Origin of the sequence: Streptomyces sp. NBC_00569, from assembly GCF_036345255.1 — a bacterium.
In the GTDB taxonomy this organism is placed as follows: Bacteria; Actinomycetota; Actinomycetes; order Streptomycetales; family Streptomycetaceae; genus Streptomyces.
Window position 1 is genome coordinate 1,564,243 of record NZ_CP107783.1, and the last position, 16,845, is coordinate 1,581,087.

Here is a 16,845-nt window from a genome sequence, read left to right on the forward strand (position 1 = left end):
TGTTGAGATCCGCTCAACATGTGGTTAGGGTCGTCGACCGTGGAGCACGGAGACGAGAACCGAGACGAGATCGCCGCCCGGGTGCGGGAGGTGATCACCGCCGCCGGGGTGAGCCAGCGCGAGTTCGCCCGGCGGATCGTCATGGACCCCTCCAAGCTTTCCCGGTCCCTGAGCGGAACACGCCGCTTCACGGCGGCCGAACTGGCACGGATCGCCGACGAGGGGCAGGTGGACGCGGGCCGGCTGCTCGGCGCACGGCACCGGCCCCCGGCCCGTCCGGCGGGCGCCGCCGTCCCGGTCGAGGGCGGCCGCCCCTCGCAGATCGTGCGCGAGACGGTCCGCCTGATCGCCGAGCGCGGCTTCCACGCCGTACGGGTCTCCGACATCGCCGAGGCCTGCGCGACCAGCACGGCCGCCATCCACTACCACTTCCCCGGCCGCGCGGAACTCCTCGAAGCCGCCGTGCGGTGGTGCATGGACGAGGACACCGCCCACCGGGCGGTCCGCACCGCCGACGCGGCGGACCCGGCCGACGAGCTGCGCCAGCTCATCGCGCTCCAGACGCCGCGCACCGCGCAGCAGCGCAGACAGTGGGCGGTGTGGCTGGACCTGTGGGCCGAGGCGGCCCGCTCCACGGCCGTCGGCGGGCTGCACGCCGAGTACTACCGGCAATGGCGCGAGACCGTCGCCGACGTGGTGCGGCGCGGCGTCGCGCGGGGTTCGTTCAGACCCGTAGACCCGGAGGCGGCGGCACTCACGCTCACCGCCCTGATCGACGGCCTGGCCACCCAGGTGCTCGCCACGGCTCCCGGCGCCCCCGGCACCGACGCCGAGGCGATGCACACGGCCCTGCTCACGTACGTCGACAGCACCCTGACCGCGCACGCCCCCCGATGAACTGACTTTCCCTCACATCCCCCTGCCCCCAACGGCCTCCGGGCCCAAGGAGCGATGTCCGCATGCCCATGAACCAGGACGTCATCATCACCTGCGCCCTCACCGGCGCCGGCGACACCGTCCGCAAGAGCCCCCACGTACCCGTCACCCCCGAGCAGATAGCCCGCTCCGCGGTGGAGGCGGCGGACGCGGGCGCCGCCGAGGTCCACATCCACGTACGCGACCCCGAGACCGGAGCGCCCTCGCGTGACCCGCGGCTGTACCGCGAGGTCGTCGAGCGGATCAAGGAGACCGGTACCGACGTCGTCATCAACCTCACCGCCGGAATGGGCGGTGACCTGGTCATCGACCCGGACGAGCCGCTGAAGCAGCTGCCGGGCACCGACCTCGTCGGCGGCCTCGAAAGGCTCCCGCACGTCGAGGACCTGCTCCCCGACATCTGCACCCTGGACTGCGGCTCCCTCAACTTCGGCGACGGCAGCAACCTCTACGTCTCCACCCCCGACATGCTCCGCGCGGGCGCCCGGCGCATCCAGGAGCTGGGGGTGCGGCCCGAGTTGGAGATCTTCGACACCGGTCACCTCTGGTTCGCCAAGCAGCTCCTCGCCGAGGGCCTCCTCGACGACCCGACCGTCTTCCAGCTCTGCATGGGCATCCCGTGGGGCGCGCCCGCCGACCCCGGCGTGCTCCAGGCGATGGTCAACATGCTTCCCGAGGGCGCGCAGTGGGCGAGCTTCGCGCTGGGCCGGATGCAGATGCCGTGGGTCGCGCAGTCCGTCGTGCTCGGCGGGCACGTCCGCGTCGGCCTGGAGGACAACCTCTATCTCGGCAAGGGCGTCAAGGCCACCAACGCGCAGCTCGTCGAGCGCGCCGTGACGATCGTCGAGGCGATGGGCGCCCGCGTCGCCACCCCGGACGAGGCCCGCCAGAAGCTCGGCCTCAAGCCACGCGACCGAGCCGTCACCCAGGAAGGAACCGCCTGATGATGACGCCGACCGAACCCGAGAACGTACGCCGCGTCGCCTGTGTGGGCGCCGGAGTGATCGGTGGCGGCTGGGTCGCCCACTTCCTGGCCCGCGGCTACGACGTCACGGCCTGGGACCCGGCGCCCGACGCGGAGCTGCGGCTGCGCCGCCTCGTCGACGCCGCGTGGCCCGCGCTCACGCAGCTCGGCCTCGCCGACGGCGCGTCCACGGACCGCCTCACGGTGACCGCCACCCTCGAAGAGGCCGTGGCGGACGCCCAGTTCGTGCAGGAGAGCGCCCCGGAGAAGCTGGACCTCAAGCGCGATCTGCTCGCCCGCCTGGACGCCGCGACGCCGCCCGGAGTCGTCATCGCCTCGTCCACGTCGGGCTATCCGATGACGGACATGCAGACGGACGCGGAGGGCGCGGGCCGCCTCGTCGTGGGGCACCCCTTCAACCCGCCGTACCTCATCCCGCTGGTCGAGGTGGTCGGCGGCGAGCGGACCTCGGCCGAGGCGGTGACGTGGGCCTCCCGCTTCTACGAGGTGGCGGGCAAGTCCGTCATCACGATGGACCGCGAGGTGCCCGGCTTCATCGCCAACCGCCTCCAGGAGGCACTGTGGCGCGAGGCCCTGCACATGGTCGCCAACGGCGAGGCCACGGTGAAGGAGATCGACGACTCCATCACCGAGGGTCCCGGCCTGCGCTGGGCCTTCATGGGCCCGATGCTGACGTTCGCGCTCGCGGGCGGCGAGGGCGGCATGGCGCACATGCTGGACCACTTCGGCCCCTCGCTGAAGTCGCCGTGGACCCGCCTCGAAGCCCCGGAACTCGACAAGGCGCTGTACGACTCCGTGGTCGCCGGCTGCGACGACGCGGCGGCCGGGCGGACCATCGCCGACCTCGTGGCCGAACGCGACCAGGGCGTCATCGACGTACTGCGCGCGACGGGCCGCCTGCCGGGCGCCCGGAAGGAGGCCCGCAAGTGACGCCGCTGCCCCTGCTGCACAGCACCGTCCGCGCCGAGTGGATCGACTACAACGGCCACATGAGCGAGGCGTTCTACGTCCTCGTCTTCGGGCACGCCACCGACGCGCTGATGATCGAGACGGGCCTGCACTCCGGGTACCGCGAGTCCACCGGCTGCTCGCTGTACACGGTCGAGTCGCACCTGCGCTATCTGCGCGACGTCCCGGAGGGAGCGACACTCGTCGTCCGCAGCCGGGTCCTGGGCGCCGCGGCCAAGAAGGCCCGCTTCACCCACGAGATGTACGTCGTCGCGGCCCCGGGCACGGAACCCGCCGAGGACGCGCAGCCGGTCGCCACGACGGAACTGCTCGCCGTGCACGTCGACCAGAAGGCGGGGCGTGCGGCGCCGTTCCCCGACGAGGTCCGCGAGCGCTTCACCGAGCTGACCGAGCCCGCCCCGGAGTGGGCGGGACGGTCCATCGCGGAGGTCTAGACGCGCGGTGACGTGACCCGCGCCCCACCCGGGGCGCGGGTCGTCGCGGCCCCCGGCGTCAGCCTGTTGGGTGTAAAGATCAGCCAACTCCGCAGGAAACCTGAATACTTGACGTCACGGAGTGCCTCCTGTGGCATTCTCGCTGCACTGATGCCCTGTAGATCGCCGAGATACGAGGGAGCAGGGGCTGTGACGGAGCACTCGGCAGTCACCGGCGTGCGAGGGCGCGGAGGCATCGTCTCGCTCGTGGAGTCGACGCTCGCGCTCGACCGCGCCGCGGAGCGTCCGCTGACCATGCTGCTCGGGCCGCGCGGCAGCGGAACCAGCGAGCTGTTGTGCGTCCTGATGGAGCAGTTCGGGGGCCAATACCCCTTCGGATACGTCAAGTTCACCTCGGGCCAGGAGTTGCTGCCGCGGTACGCGCTCGGTCTGCTGGCACGGCAGCTGGCCCGGGATCTGCCGAGCTACCGGCACACGGCGTTCCCGCGTCTGGCCCTCGGGCTCCTCGCCTCCGACCAGGGCCTTCCGCACCAGGCCCTCACCGGCGGACAGCGTGGCATCAGGGGCGCTCTCACGGATCTCGAGAAGAAGGCCAAGCATCAGCACGGTGACTATCTGGCCGCGTATCTGACGGTCGCCCAGGCCTCGATCGACGCGCCCGAAGGGGCGAGCCGGAGCGCGCGTACGCTGCTCTCCGCGGCGACCGACACGTCCGCGCGGTCCTGGGCCGGGCGCTGGGACCACTCGGCCGCCGCCTGGTTCGGGCAGCACCGCCTCACCCACAGTTCCGACCCGTGGGAGTCCCTGCTCGAACTCAACCGCTGGCGCCACCAGGGCGACGAGCGCGACAAGCTCCGGCTCGACCAACTCCTGTGCTCCGCCTTCCTGGAGGACCTGCGCACCAGCGTGAAGGGGCTGTTCCGGCCGCGCTCGTACCTGCTGCTGCTCGACGAGACGCACACCGACCACGGCCGTGAGTTCCTCGATCTGCTCCTCCAGGCGCGGCACGACGACACCGTGCTCGGGCGCCGCCCGTGCGACCCGCTGTCCGTCGTCGCGGGCTGCAACCGGTGGCTGCCCCGCTGGGGCCCGGCGACCGGCGAGGAGTGGCCCTGGCAGCCGCGGGAGCCCGACCGGGCCTCGCTCGCCGACTGGCACGAGCACCGCCCCTCCGGGGACGGCCAGGACACGTGGTGGTATCCGCTGCGCATGCGTGACCTCGACCGCGACGAGGTGCGCATCCATGTCGAGCAGCAGCTCAACACCCATCCCGAACTCACGCCGTTCACCACGCTCGCGCCGTTCGTCCACCGGCTCACCGGCGGTCTGCCGAAGGCCGTCCAGCAGGTCTTCGAAGTGCTCGGGGGGCCGAACGTGCCCCAGGTGCCGGGCCCGCAGCAGAACCTCTGGCTGCGTGACCTTCCGCACCGCACCGTGTCGGCCGGGGGACGCAAGCCGTTGCTCGTGGACGCCGCGCTCGACGACCTGCTCGCCGACTTCGACGCCGCGGACCGCGACCGACTCGCCCAATGTGCCGCCGCCGACGACCTGTTCGTGGGCGCGCAGCTGCTCGGCCGTGGCGCGGAGCTGTTCACCGACATCCGCAGCCGCTGGCTGCTGAGCGCTCCCGGCACCCTGTCCCTCCATCCCTGGCTCCGGCGGATGCTGCTGTGGCACCTGGCCGGGCGGGCCGGCGCCTGGGACACCGCGCACGAGGTCCTCGCAGAGCATTACGCGAACGGGGAGCAGCGCGTTCAGGAGCTCTACCACCTTCTCGCGCTGGAAAAGGTCGACGAGGTCGCCGAGTACCTCGTGACCCTGCGCAACACGGCGCGGACGGAGGAGTGGCTCAGCGCCTTCCACGCCATCACCTCGGCCCCCAACCGGCTCGCCCACCCCGGCGGCCCGCTGGAACTGCGGGCGCGGCTCGCGCCGTCCGACCCCGGCGACCAGGTCACCGTGCCCGCCGTGATCCGCGACCTGGTGGTGGCGCGCTGGCTGTGGAGCGACCCGCTCACGGATCCCGGCAGGCAGCTCAGCCCGGTCCTCGCCGACGGGTTCGTGCACCTGTCCCGACTGTGGAGGAACTACAACGTGGCTCTGGTCAACGAGGCGGAGCGCTACCGGCTCACGACACCCACCCGTACGTCGCCGATACTCGGGAGCGGGACATGAGTCCTCTGGCCCGGCCCCGGTGGCGCGAGTGGTCCTGGCGGACGGTGAAGCTGGTCGCGGCCGGTGTGGCGCTCGCCGTGGTGTTGTCCGTCGCCGGATTCGTGATCGTCGACAAGGTCTCGGACGCCCGCGCCCGCTGCGCCGACGGCGTGACGCATGTGGACCCGGACCGGGAGTGCGTCGGCGTCACGGACGGCTCGTACACGTTCGCCGGGCATCTCAAGCGGGTCGAGAAGAAGATCGAGGCGGAGAACAAACGGGTCTACGACCACCGCGGCACGGACCCGTACGTCACCGTCGCCTACCTCACCTCGTTCACGGTGACCGACGACGACAGCAACTCCGAGGACTCGGTCCGGCACGAGCTCGAAGGCGCCTATCTCGCGCAGATCCGGCACAACACGGGCGACCTCGCCGCCTCCCCGAAGATCCGGCTGCTCGTCGCCAACACCGGCAGCGGCGCGCGCCATTGGGAGCACACCGTCGACGAGCTGATCGCCCGCAGGAGCGCTCCGGACCGGCTCGTCGCCGTGGCGGGCCTCGGTCCGAGCACCGGCCCGGACGTGAAGGCGCTGCGCAAGCTGTCGCAGAACGGCATCGCGACGGTCTCCAGCATCATGACGGCCACCGACATAAAGGGAATACAGGGTTTCGTGCGGGTCGCGCCGACCAACGCGGACGAGGCACGGGCGGGCGCCGCGTACCTCAAGCGGCAGAAGGGCAAGTTCCGTACCGCCGTCGTCATCCAGGACGCCGACAAGGACGACCTCTACGCGTCCACCCTCGGCTACGCGTTCAGCGCGGAGTATCCGGACAAGAAGCACCGCCTGGTCGCGGACCGGATCACGTACGACTCGTCGGTGCCCTCGGCCTGGCCGAACGAACTGCATTACACCGCCGAGCAGTTGTGCGGCGAGCGGCCCGATGTGGTCTATTTCGCGGGGCGCGGACGCCATCTGTCGCACTTCCTCAACGCGCTCGCCAACCGCACCTGCCAGTCGCGGAACTTCACCGTGCTCACCGGCGACGACACGACGAATCTGACGCCCAGTGAGCTCGCGGCCGCCGCGCGCACCGGTGTGACCATGCTCTACACGGGTCTCGCGCACGCGGACATGTGGCGCAACGACCCGGGGGCGGTCTCGGGACCGTCGGCGGGCAGTTTCCAGCCGGGCGGCGCTCTCGACAAGTGGTTCCCCGGCGACGCCCGTTACGACGGCCAGGACATCATGGGGCACGACGCGGTGCTCACGGCGGCGCAGGCGATCCGGATGGCGTCCAACTGGCAGGGCGAGGTGACGGGCCGCTCGGTCGGCCGGATGTTCCTCCAGCTGGACGGGGACCGCAAGGTGCCCGGCGCGAGCGGCTTCCTGTCGTTCAAGGACAACGGGGACCCGCGCGACAAGGCGGTCCCGATCCTGAGGCTCACCCCGAAGGGCGAGTCGGAGCTGGTGGACGTGTCGGCGCCGGGGGGCCGGCCGGCCACGCGCGGGTAGTGCGTCCCGCTACCCACGGCGGTCGACCCGGCTTATTCTCAGGGGTGTTGAACCGGACGGCCGCGGCGGCAGTTTGTGAGGGCGTGTGGATCCATCCGCTTTCTTCTACACGAGCTGCACCCGTGGCGACGGCTGGCCCGCGCTCACCCGCTTCCACGCCGATCTGGAGTACCGGCTGCGGGCGCAGGAGGGTTACGGCATCAGTGGCGCGCTCGGGGCGGCGATGACCCCGGGCACGGTGCCGAGCAGTGCCATCGTCAAGGCCGGCGTGATGATCGCGCTCTACTCCCCCAGGTATTTCCTGGATCGCGGCTGCGGTCTGGAGTGGGCCGTCATCCAGTCCCGGATGCGCCGCCGCGCGAACATCGAGGGCGTTCAGGGTCCCGGCTGTCTCATACCGGTCTGCTGGAAGCCCGTGGCCGAGCGTCTGATCCCGCAGGAGGTGCGCCGCTCCGAGTCGTTCCCCGGGCCCGGCGCCTTCGACTGGCTCAGGGAGCAGGGCCTGGAGGCCCTGGTGTCGTCGTCGGATCCGGGCGCGGACGAGCGGTACTACGTATTCGTCGAGCAGCTGACCAAGAGCATCCTGGAGGCCGGACGCGCCGGGCTGGCACCGCTCGGGGCCGACGAAGCGCGCGACACGCTCCCCGCGTTCGGCTCCGCGCAGGGCGCGGCCGGCCCGGGCGGCCGCCACCTCAGGGTGCCCGAGCAGCCTGATCCCCGGCACGAGAGCGCCGCCGGTGAGCCACGCTCGGTCGCCATCAGCTACGTCGGCGCCGACCAGGCGTGGGCCGACTGGATGGACGGCGTGCTCCGCGAGGAGGGCCACACCGTGCGGCAGCGGCGCCGGCGGGTCGGGCGCGAGACTCTGTCGCAGGCCGTGGAGCGCGCACGGGACGGCGTCGACCGGGTCGTGGTCGTCTTCTCCCGCAGCTACTTCGACGCGGGGAACACGGCCCCCACCGACTGGGAGGCCGCCTTCGACCCGCCCGCCTCCGACCCGTCCTGGCTCGTCGCGGTACAGATCGACGCGGCGCCCCGGCCCGTGCTCGTGCGCGGTGTCAAGGTCCTGACGCTGGAGGGGTCGGGCCCCGACCAGGCCGAGCGGCTCCGCGAAGGAGTCATGGACCCGACGGGTACGGCGCCCCGCGACCCGGCGGGGGGAGCGCGTTGACCGGGTCGAGACGTTCCGCCACCGATCCGCCGCCGATTTCGAATCTGCCGGTCCAGGCGACCCCGTTCGTCGGCCGTGACGAAGAGATCGCCGCCATCCAGGACCTGTTCGAGGACCACCGAGCGGTCCTCCTCCACGACCCGGCCGACCGGCAGCACGGGTACGGCAAGTCGGAGGCGGCCATCACGTACTGCCACCGCTATCGCATGCGCTATCGCGTGGCCTGGTGGTTCAACTGCTCGCACGAGAGCGATCCCCACCGGCTGCGGCGGCTGATCGAGCGCGGGACGGACGAGCTGCACACCCGGTACCGCGAGGTCCTGCGCGTCACGGACATCCCCGCACGGCCCGACGACAAGTGGCTGCTCCTGTACGACAACGTGGCCGATCCCGACCGTATCCAGGACCTCTTCCCGGCCGGGGACGCCCGGATCCTGGTCACGTCCCGCTCGCCGGGCGCGGTGTGGGACGAGGCCGCCCGGCTGCCCGTCGGTGACCTCGACCCGTCCGAAGTGGCCAGTCTCTTTCGTCAGTTGGCGGAGATCCGGCAGCCCGTGGCCGAGGATCTCGCCCGCACGTTCGCGGGACATCCGCAGCAGATCATCGCGGTGGCCGGGCAGATCCGCCACGGTACCCCGCCCGCCGCGTGCGTCACGCTCGCCGACGCCGTACGGCTCGCTCCCGCGCCCACGCGGCCCGCGCCGCCGCAGCCGTCGGGCCATGTGCGGATGAGCGCCCAGGACCGGGAGACGCTCATCGACACCCTGCTGTCCTCGCCGGTCTGCCGGGACCTGCCCAGCTACCGTGCCTGGATCGAGGCCATCGACCGGCGGGCGGCCGTGTCGTCCGGCCTGCCGTCGGAGACGGAGACCATCCGCACGCGCGTCGTCGGCCTGGTGTCCATCGCCCTCAGCCGGGACGCTCCCGATGTCCTGCTGGCCCTCGCCGGAGCCTTCGAGGACAGGGCCGGCCGGCATGAGGCGCAGCTCGTCCGGGCGCTGATCGGCCCGGCGGCGGCGAACTGGAACGAGAACAAGGAGCCGATACGCGCCGTGCTGCCCCCACGCCCCGCCGATGCCCCGTTCTTCTTCACCAGCTACGCGAACCGGGAGGACGACCAGGACCATGTCGCCGAGTTCCACGAGCAGCTCGAACAGGAGCTGCGCATCAAGCGCGGCCGCAATGTGACGAGTACGGGCTTCCTGGACCGCCGCAGTCTCCAACTCGGCCTCACCTGGCGGGAACCGATGGTCGAGGCGATCCGCTCGACGCGGCTGCTCGTCGCGCTGATCACCGCCGACTACTTCGAGAGCGAGTGGTGCCGGCGGGAGTGGGCCGTGATGACGGAGCGCGCCCGCCGGGCGGGGCGTTCGCCGGGGGACGAGCCGGTCGCCATCCTGCCGCTGTTCTGGGTCAAGCCCCGCGGCCCGCTCCCCAAGGATCTGGCCGCCATCCAGCACAGCTCGCCGGCGCTGTTCGGCGGGGGCAGGGCCCCAGACAACCTGATCGACCTGCTGCGCGAGGACAAGAAGAAGGCCGCGGCCTTCGTCCGCAGGCTCGCCGACACCATGATCGACGCGGCGGACCGCGATCTTCCGGCGCTCGACGCGGACGCCGTACGGGACATTCCGCTCGCGTTCGGCGAGTGGGACACGGGGGACACGTCGCTGTCGGGCTCCGCGACAGGATCGGACCTCGGTACGGGCGGCGCCCAGCCGCACCCCGATCCCGAGCCGCAGCCGACGCCTGAGCCCGAACCGGATCCGGCGCCCCCCGAGCAGACGCGGCACACCCCCGCGCTCTCCCTGGTGCCGGACCCTCGCGTCTCTCCCGACCGGCCCGAGCCTGCGGTACGGCCCATCGATCCCCCGGCCGTGCCCGCCCCCACTCCCCCGGCGGTCTCCGACAAGGCCCGGCTGATCGAGGCCCTGACGACCGGCCCGCTGCGCGAGCCCACGCGGTACACGCCCTGGGTCGAGGCCGTGCTCCGGGACGTCGGCCAGGATCACCGTCCCGCGGTCACGCAGTTCGTCGACCCGCTCAGAAGACGGGTGCACCTGCTCGTGAACTTCGCCTACGACCAGACCACCCCGGACCTGTTCCGCGCCATGGCCCGGGCGCTCACGCTGGTCGACCCCGGCGGCGCGGACGCCCCCGACGAGACCGTGACCGCGGTGCGCGAACTGGTGGACCGTATCGTCGCGGCATGGCCCCATCACACGTGACACCGAACCGAAGACCGGCGCGCGACTGCCCGTTCTGCCACATCGCCGCAGGTACGGGACCGGCCCGCCTGGTCGCCGCCGGCGCGGACGTCATCGCCTTCCTTCCGCTGCGCCCGGTCCATCCCGGCCATGTCCTCGTCGTGCCGCGTCGGCACCTGGAGGACATCTGGGAACTGGACGAGGAGACGGCAACGGCCGCGACCCGTACGGTACTTCGGGTCGCGCACGCCGTGCGTACGGTGTTCCGGCCCGACGGGCTCAACGTCATCCAGTCGTCGGGGGCCGCGGCGACCCAGACGGTGCCGCATCTCCATGTCCATGTGGTCCCGCGGTTCGCGGACGACCGGATGGGCGCCATCTGGCCGGCCCCGGACGACGGGTCACCCGCCGCCCTCGACGACGCGGCGAGCCGGCTGTCCAAGGCCCTAGAACAGGACGACCAGGGCGATGAGTTGGGCCAGGGCGAGGCCGCCGTAGAAGAGCGCGACCGTCAGGGAACCCGCGGCCCGTAGCGCGCCGGCCCGCTCCGCGCCCGCGCTCGCGTCGAGGCTGAACGGCTCTATGCCGTTGCCCGGCCGCCGCACCTTGTCGTAGAGCCGCCTGAACAGCCGCTCCTTGTACAGGAAGTACCCGTCGAGCAGCCAGAACGCCACGATGGGGACGAAGCCGGTGGCCGCCACCGTCCGGCTCTCGTTCCCGGCGGCGAAGGCGAGCAGCGCACCCATCAGGGTCAGCGCCCAGCCCTTGATCAGGAACGAGTTGTTGCCCATCCGCGCGACGACGGCCTGGATCAGTTCGAGGTGCCTGATCTGCCCGTCGTCCAGCACTGTCCGGCTCGCAGGTTCCCCTGTCACGGCATTCCCCCTTCGGGCGGAACCCTATCGAGGGGAGCACGGCGCCGTTACCCCCGCTCACTCACTGGCCGAATAAGCGACTGCTTAGTACGCTGATGGGGCGGGGCCCGCCGGGCCCCGTGGTTCGGTACCGCCCGTCACCACCTGTGCGCCTGGAGTAAACGCATGGCATCCCTGCTGCTGTCCCGCCGCGATCTCGAGTTCCTGCTGTACGAGTGGCTCGACGTCTGCGCGCTCACGTCCCGCGAGCGGTACGCGGACCACTCCCGCGAGACCTTCGACGCGGCGCTCGAACTGAGCGAGCAGATCGCGACGCGGCACTTCGCCCCGCACAACAAGAAGAACGACACACAGGAGCCCACCTTCGACGGGGAGCGGGTCCACATCATCCCCGAGGTGAAGGAGGCGCTCCGGGTCTTCGGGGAGTCGGGGCTCATCGCGAGCACCATGGACCACGAGGTGGGCGGCGGGCAGCTGCCGTCGGTGGTCGCCGACGCGTGCTTCGCCTGGTTCCAGGCCGCGAACGTCGGCACGTCCGCGTACCCGTTCCTCACGATCGGCAACGCCAACCTCGTCCTCGCACACGGCTCGAAGGAACAGATCGACACCTTCGTACGCCCCATGGTGGAGGGCCGGTTCCTGGGCACGATGTGCCTCTCGGAGCCGCAGGCGGGATCGTCGCTCGCCGATGTGCGCACGCGGGCCGAGCGGCAGGAGGACGGGACGTACCGCCTCTTCGGGAACAAGATGTGGATCTCCGGCGGCGAGCACGAACTGTCGGAGAACATCGTGCACCTCGTCCTCGCCAGGACCCCCGACGGGCCGGCCGGCGTGAAGGGCCTGTCGCTGTTCATCGTCCCCAAGGTCCTGGTACGCGAGGACGGTTCGCCGGGCGAGCGCAACGACGTGGTCCTGGCGGGCCTCAACCACAAGATGGGCTACCGGGGCACGACGAACACCCTCCTCAACTTCGGTGAGGGCGCGCACCTGCCGGGCGGCGCGCCGGGCGCCGTCGGATATCTCGTCGGGGAGGAGAACCGCGGGCTCTCCTACATGTTCCACATGATGAACGAGGCCCGGATCGGCGTCGGCCTGGGCGCCACCGCCCTCGGTTACACCGGCTATCTGCACGCTCTCGACTACGCCCGCACGCGCCCGCAGGGCCGTCCCCTCGCGGGCAGGGACCCGGCCGCACCGCAGGTCCCGATCCTCGCTCACGCCGACGTCCGCAGGATGCTCCTGGCCCAGAAGGCCTACGTGGAGGGGGCGTTGGCGCTCACCCTGTACTGCGGCCGGCTCCTCGACGAGCAGCACACCGGCGCCACGCCCGAGGCGCGCACGCAGGCCCGGCTGCTGCTCGACGTGCTCACCCCGATCGCGAAGAGCTGGCCCTCGCAGTGGTGCCTGGAGGCCAACAGCCTCGCGATCCAGGTCCACGGGGGCTACGGCTACACACGCGAGTACAACGTCGAGCAGTTCTACCGTGACAACCGTCTCAACCCCATCCACGAGGGCACGCACGGCATCCACGGGCTCGACCTGCTCGGCCGCAAGGTCGTCATGGACGGCGGGGCCGGGCTCCGCCTCCTCGTGGAGCGCGTCACCGCGACGACCGCCCGCGCGGCCGAAGCGGGCGGAGAGAGTGCCGAGTACGGCGCCCGGCTCGACACCGCCGTACGCCGTGCCGTCGCCGTGACCCAGCGCCTGTGGTCGACCGGAGACCCGGAGACCGCCCTGGCCAACGCGAGCGTCTACCTCGAAGCCGTCGGGCACGTCGTCGTCGCCTGGATGTGGCTGGAGCAGCTGCTCGCGGCGGCGTCCGGCACGGAGGCCGTCCACGAGGGCAAGCGCGGCGCGTGCCGCTACTTCTTCCGGCACGAACTGCCCAAGACCGATGCGCAGTTCAGCCTTCTGGAGTCCCTGGACCGGACGGCTGTCGATCTCGCGGAGGACGCCTTCTGACCGGCTGACCGGCGCTCCGGCCCGTCCACCACAGGAGGGCGACGGAGCAGACGGCCGCGAACGCGCACCACGTCGACACGAACTCCCACCGCCACAGCGCGGCACACACCGCCGCGCCGGCCGCGACCAGCACACCGAGCAGTACGAGGCCGCGGTCGGCGGACAGGAGCAGCGAGCCGACCGTGGCCAGGAGGTACCCGGCGACCAGAAGGCCGGCGTGCGGCAGGCCGAGGGCGTACCCGACGGTGTGCCCACGGATCTCGGCGGTCACGGTGCGGGTCGCCAGTGCGGAGGTGAGTCCCGCCGCGGTCACGGCCCCGGCCGCGAGCGGGATCAGCAGCCGCCCGCGGGCGCGCCGGGGCGCCGCGCACACCACCCCGGCCGGCACCCACAGGGCCAGGACCGGGAGGGCGATCACGGCCCAGGCGAGGGTGGCCGAACCCGTCCCGCCACCGGACCGCCACACGACGGACTCGACGATCTGATGGGCGCCGAGCAGCAGCGGCAGCGCCGCCAGCGGCAGGTCGCGGGGCCGTCGCGCGCGGACCGTCCGTGCGACGCAGCCGGCTCCCGCGGCGGCGATCGCGGTGCCCGCCACGAGATCGGCCGTCGCGCTCCAGCACATGCCACATCACCACGGTTCCGGGTCGTGCGCGCCGACGCCCGTCGCCGTCCGCAGTGCGGCCACGCTACGACGCCACGGGCCGCGGCCCGCCGCGCCGACACGGGAGCGCCGGGGTCTCACGGCCGATCACCCCGGCGATGGCCTACCGCGCCCAGAGCCCTCGCACATGCCCGAGGTGGCGGGTCATCACGGCGCGCACCGCCTCCTCGTCGCGGGCGACCAGGGCGTCGAGGATCTCCAGGTGCTCCTCGGCCGACGCCTCCAGCCGGCCCGCCTCGACCAGCGCGTTCAGCCCGTACAGCCGGGAACGCTTGCGCAGGTCGCCGACCACCTCGACCAGATGCTCGTTGCCGGAGAGGGTGAGCAGCCCCAGGTGGAAACGGATGTCCGCCTCGACGTACGCGATGAGGTCGCCGGCCACCGCCGCGTCGACGATCTCCCGCGCGACCGGCCGCAGCGCCTCCAGTGCCGCGAGGTCGGCGGTGGTCGCGAGTTCCGCCGTCGTCGGGATCTCGATCAGCGAGCGGATGTGCTTGTACTCGTCGAGCTGCTTCTCGGAGACGGCCGTGACCCGGAACCCCTTGTTCGGCACCGCGTCGACGAGACCCTCCTTCGCGAGGTCGAGCATGGCCTCGCGCACCGGGGTCGCCGAGACCCCGAAGCGGACGGCGAGGGTCGGCGCCGAGTACACCTCGCCCGCCCGCAGCTCACCGGCGATCAGCGCGGCGCGCAGCGCGTCGGCGACCCGCTCGCGGTAGCTGCTGCGCGTCCCGCCGAGACTGGGCAGGGCGGGAGCGGCGGACGGGGCGCTGCGCCGGTCGGCCATGGGGTGGTCCTCCTAGGTGACATGTCACGTGCCACAAGTATCCCGTGGTGGCTGGAGTGCTGCGGGACGGGTGTCGCGGGACAGGTGGCTGATGCGGGACTGGCTCTACAGGATGAATCCGGCCGGAAACGGGTCGTCCGGATCGAGCAGGTACTGGGCCGTCCCGGTCACCCACGCGCGGCCGGTGAAGCTGGGCAGCACCGCCGGGATCCCTGCCACGTCGGTGGTGTCGAGCAGCCGCCCGGTGAACTGTGTGCCGATGAACGACTCGTTCACGAACTCCGTGTGCAACGGCAGTTCACCGCGCGCGTGCAGCTGGGCCATGCGCGCGCTCGTTCCCGTGCCGCAGGGCGAGCGGTCGAACCAGCCGGGGTGGATCGCCATCGCGTGCCGGGAGTGGCGGGCGGTCGACCCGGGCGCGTACAGATGGACGTGATGGCAGCCGCGGATGGACGGGTCCTCGGGGTGTACGGGTTCGTCCTTGGCGTTGATCGCGTCCATCAGCGCGAGACCCGCCGCGAGGATGTCGTCCTTGCGTTCGCGCTCGAAGGGCAGGCCGAACCGGTCGAGCGGCAGGATCGCGTAGAAGTTGCCGCCGTAGGCCAGGTCGTACGTGACCGTGCGTCCGTCGGCGAGCGTGATCTCGCGGTCGAGGCCGACGGAGAACGACGGCACGTTCCGCAGGGTGACGGACTTCGCCGCGCCGTTCTCCACGGCGACGTCGGCGACGACGAGTCCGGCGGGGGTGTCGAGGCGGATGGTGGTGACGGGTTCGACGACCTCGACCATGCCCGTCTCCACGAGGACGGTGGCGACGCCGATCGTCCCGTGCCCGCACATCGGCAGGTAGCCGGAGACCTCGATGTAGATGACGCCGTAGTCGCAGTCGGGCCTGGTCGGCGGCTGGAGGATCGCTCCGCTCATCGCGGCGTGCCCGCGCGGCTCGTTCATCAGGAGCTGCTTGATGTCGTCGCGGTGCTCACGGAAGTACAGGCGGCGCTCGTTCATCGTGGCGCCGGGGACGGTCCCGACGCCTCCGGTGATCACCCGTGTCGGCATGCCCTCGGTGTGCGAGTCGACCGCGTGCAGGACGAGTTTGCTGCGCATGTCGGAAGCTGCTCCCTGGAAGTGGATGCGGGGGACGTGTGCGAGTGCGGTCGCGGGGTTCAGACGAGGCCGGCGGCGACCGCCTGCTCGGTGGCGGCGCGCACGGCCTTCTCCTGTTCCGGCAGAAGAGGCATGCGCGGCGGGCGGCAGGGGCCTCCGTGGCGGCCGATCATGTCCATGGACAGTTTGATGGCCTGAACGAACTCGGGGCGCGAGTCCCAGCGCAGGAGCGGGTGGAGCTGCCGGTAGAGGGAGGTCGCGGTGGCGAGGTCGCCCGACACGGCGGCGCGGTACAGCTCCACGGACGCGGCGGGCAGCATGTTCGGGTACCCGGCGATCCAGCCCTTGGCGCCGGCCAGCGCCAGTTCGAGCAGGACGTCGTCGGCGCCGACCAACAGGTCGAGTTCCGGGGCGAGTTCGGCGATGCGGTATGCCCGCCGCACGTCGCCCGAGAACTCCTTGACCCCGCGGACGAACCCCTCACGGTGCAGCTTGGCGAGCAGTTCAGGCACCAGGTCGACCTTGGTGTCTATGGGGTTGTTGTACGCGACGACGGGGAGGCCCACCGCCGCGACCGCCTCGTAGTGGGCGAGGACGGAACGCTCGTCGGCGCGGTAGGCGTTGGGCGGGAGCAGCATCACGGAGGCGCAGCCCGCGTCCTTGGCCTGCTCGGCCCAGCGGGCGGCCTCGGCGGAGCCGTAGGCGGCGACGCCGGGCATCACGCGCTGCCCGCCGATCGCGTCGACGGCCGTCTCGACGACCTTGGCACGCTCCTGCGGCGTGAGTACCTGGTACTCGCCGAGTGAGCCGTTGGGCACGACGCCGTCGCAGCCGTTCTCGACGAGCCAGGCGCAATGCTCGGCGAACTTGGCGTAGTTGACGGAGAGATCGTCGTTCAGCGGGAGCGGCGTGGCTACGAGGACGCCGTGCCAGGGGCTGCGCTGTGACGTGGTCATGGGCTGAGTCTCCTCTGTGGCGTGTGACATGGCACTGATGGATACGGGTGTCCGGTCCGAGGTCCGGTGAATGTCCGGCTGATGGTTGTCCGGCCTGGCGGGTGTCCGGTCTGATGGACGCGGT

At 71.6% G+C, this 16,845-nt stretch carries 15 protein-coding genes; 10 read left to right on the forward strand and 5 right to left on the reverse strand.

Annotated features, from left to right (window positions below):
- Positions 1 to 18 precede the first annotated feature (18 nt).
- The 9 genes from OHO83_RS07260 (at position 19) to OHO83_RS07300 (ending at position 10,903) form a co-directional block, all read left to right on the forward strand.
- Positions 19 to 897, forward strand: a complete 879-nt coding sequence (locus OHO83_RS07260; protein WP_405634117.1) for a TetR family transcriptional regulator C-terminal domain-containing protein — start codon at positions 19 to 21, stop codon at positions 895 to 897.
- Between the two features lie 62 nt (positions 898 to 959).
- A complete protein-coding gene (locus OHO83_RS07265; RefSeq protein WP_329432578.1) occupies positions 960 to 1,880 on the forward strand; it encodes a 3-keto-5-aminohexanoate cleavage protein in 921 nt (306 codons plus the stop codon).
- Between the two features lie 2 nt (positions 1,881 to 1,882).
- Positions 1,883 to 2,851, forward strand: coding sequence for a 3-hydroxyacyl-CoA dehydrogenase NAD-binding domain-containing protein (locus OHO83_RS07270; RefSeq protein WP_330280728.1), 969 nt, complete (start codon positions 1,883 to 1,885; stop codon positions 2,849 to 2,851).
- A complete protein-coding gene (locus OHO83_RS07275) occupies positions 2,848 to 3,324 on the forward strand; it encodes a thioesterase family protein (RefSeq protein WP_330278911.1) in 477 nt (158 codons plus the stop codon). The genes OHO83_RS07270 and OHO83_RS07275 overlap by 4 nt, the downstream gene beginning before the upstream one ends.
- Before the next feature lie 189 nt (positions 3,325 to 3,513).
- Complete coding sequence (locus OHO83_RS07280) at positions 3,514 to 5,499, forward strand: hypothetical protein (protein WP_266677695.1); 1,986 nt, start codon at positions 3,514 to 3,516, stop codon at positions 5,497 to 5,499.
- The gene (locus OHO83_RS07285; RefSeq protein WP_330278912.1) at positions 5,496 to 6,995 is read left to right on the forward strand and encodes a branched-chain amino acid ABC transporter substrate-binding protein; all 1,500 of its coding nucleotides are present in this window, start codon (positions 5,496 to 5,498) and stop codon (positions 6,993 to 6,995) included. The genes OHO83_RS07280 and OHO83_RS07285 overlap by 4 nt, the downstream gene beginning before the upstream one ends.
- Positions 6,996 to 7,080: 85 nt before the next feature.
- Positions 7,081 to 8,166 (forward strand): TIR domain-containing protein, encoded by a 1,086-nt coding sequence (locus OHO83_RS07290; RefSeq protein WP_330278913.1) that lies wholly within the window; start codon positions 7,081 to 7,083, stop codon positions 8,164 to 8,166.
- Complete coding sequence (locus OHO83_RS07295; protein ID WP_330278914.1) at positions 8,163 to 10,391, forward strand: toll/interleukin-1 receptor domain-containing protein; 2,229 nt, start codon at positions 8,163 to 8,165, stop codon at positions 10,389 to 10,391. Before OHO83_RS07290 ends, OHO83_RS07295 begins: the two co-directional genes overlap by 4 nt.
- Positions 10,373 to 10,903, forward strand: coding sequence for an HIT family protein (locus OHO83_RS07300; RefSeq protein WP_330278915.1), 531 nt, complete (start codon positions 10,373 to 10,375; stop codon positions 10,901 to 10,903). The genes OHO83_RS07295 and OHO83_RS07300 overlap by 19 nt, the downstream gene beginning before the upstream one ends.
- On the opposite strand, the gene OHO83_RS07305 is transcribed toward OHO83_RS07300, so the two are convergent.
- A complete protein-coding gene (locus tag OHO83_RS07305) occupies positions 10,817 to 11,245 on the reverse strand; it encodes a hypothetical protein (RefSeq protein WP_329432584.1) in 429 nt (142 codons plus the stop codon). The genes OHO83_RS07300 and OHO83_RS07305 overlap by 87 nt on opposite strands.
- Positions 11,246 to 11,410: 165 nt before the next feature.
- On the opposite strand from OHO83_RS07305, the gene OHO83_RS07310 reads away from it, so the two are divergent.
- Positions 11,411 to 13,207, forward strand: a complete 1,797-nt coding sequence (locus OHO83_RS07310; protein WP_266677683.1) for an acyl-CoA dehydrogenase — start codon at positions 11,411 to 11,413, stop codon at positions 13,205 to 13,207.
- Here the strand turns inward: OHO83_RS07310 and OHO83_RS07315 are convergent.
- From OHO83_RS07315 to OHO83_RS07330, 4 genes are all read right to left on the reverse strand, one after another.
- The gene (locus tag OHO83_RS07315) at positions 13,149 to 13,832 is read right to left on the reverse strand and encodes a DUF6629 family protein (protein WP_266677681.1); all 684 of its coding nucleotides are present in this window, start codon (positions 13,830 to 13,832) and stop codon (positions 13,149 to 13,151) included. The genes OHO83_RS07310 and OHO83_RS07315 overlap by 59 nt on opposite strands.
- 142 nt (positions 13,833 to 13,974) lie before the next feature.
- Positions 13,975 to 14,658 carry a GntR family transcriptional regulator gene (locus OHO83_RS07320; protein WP_266677679.1) on the reverse strand — a complete coding sequence of 228 codons (684 nt, stop codon included), beginning with the start codon at positions 14,656 to 14,658 and terminating at the stop codon, positions 13,975 to 13,977.
- Between the two features lie 105 nt (positions 14,659 to 14,763).
- On the reverse strand, positions 14,764 to 15,765 hold the full coding sequence (locus tag OHO83_RS07325; RefSeq protein ID WP_330278916.1) for a proline racemase family protein: 1,002 nt from the start codon (positions 15,763 to 15,765) through the stop codon (positions 14,764 to 14,766).
- Positions 15,766 to 15,824: 59 nt separating this feature from the next.
- On the reverse strand, positions 15,825 to 16,721 hold the full coding sequence (locus tag OHO83_RS07330; protein WP_330278917.1) for a dihydrodipicolinate synthase family protein: 897 nt from the start codon (positions 16,719 to 16,721) through the stop codon (positions 15,825 to 15,827).
- Positions 16,722 to 16,845 lie beyond the last annotated feature (124 nt).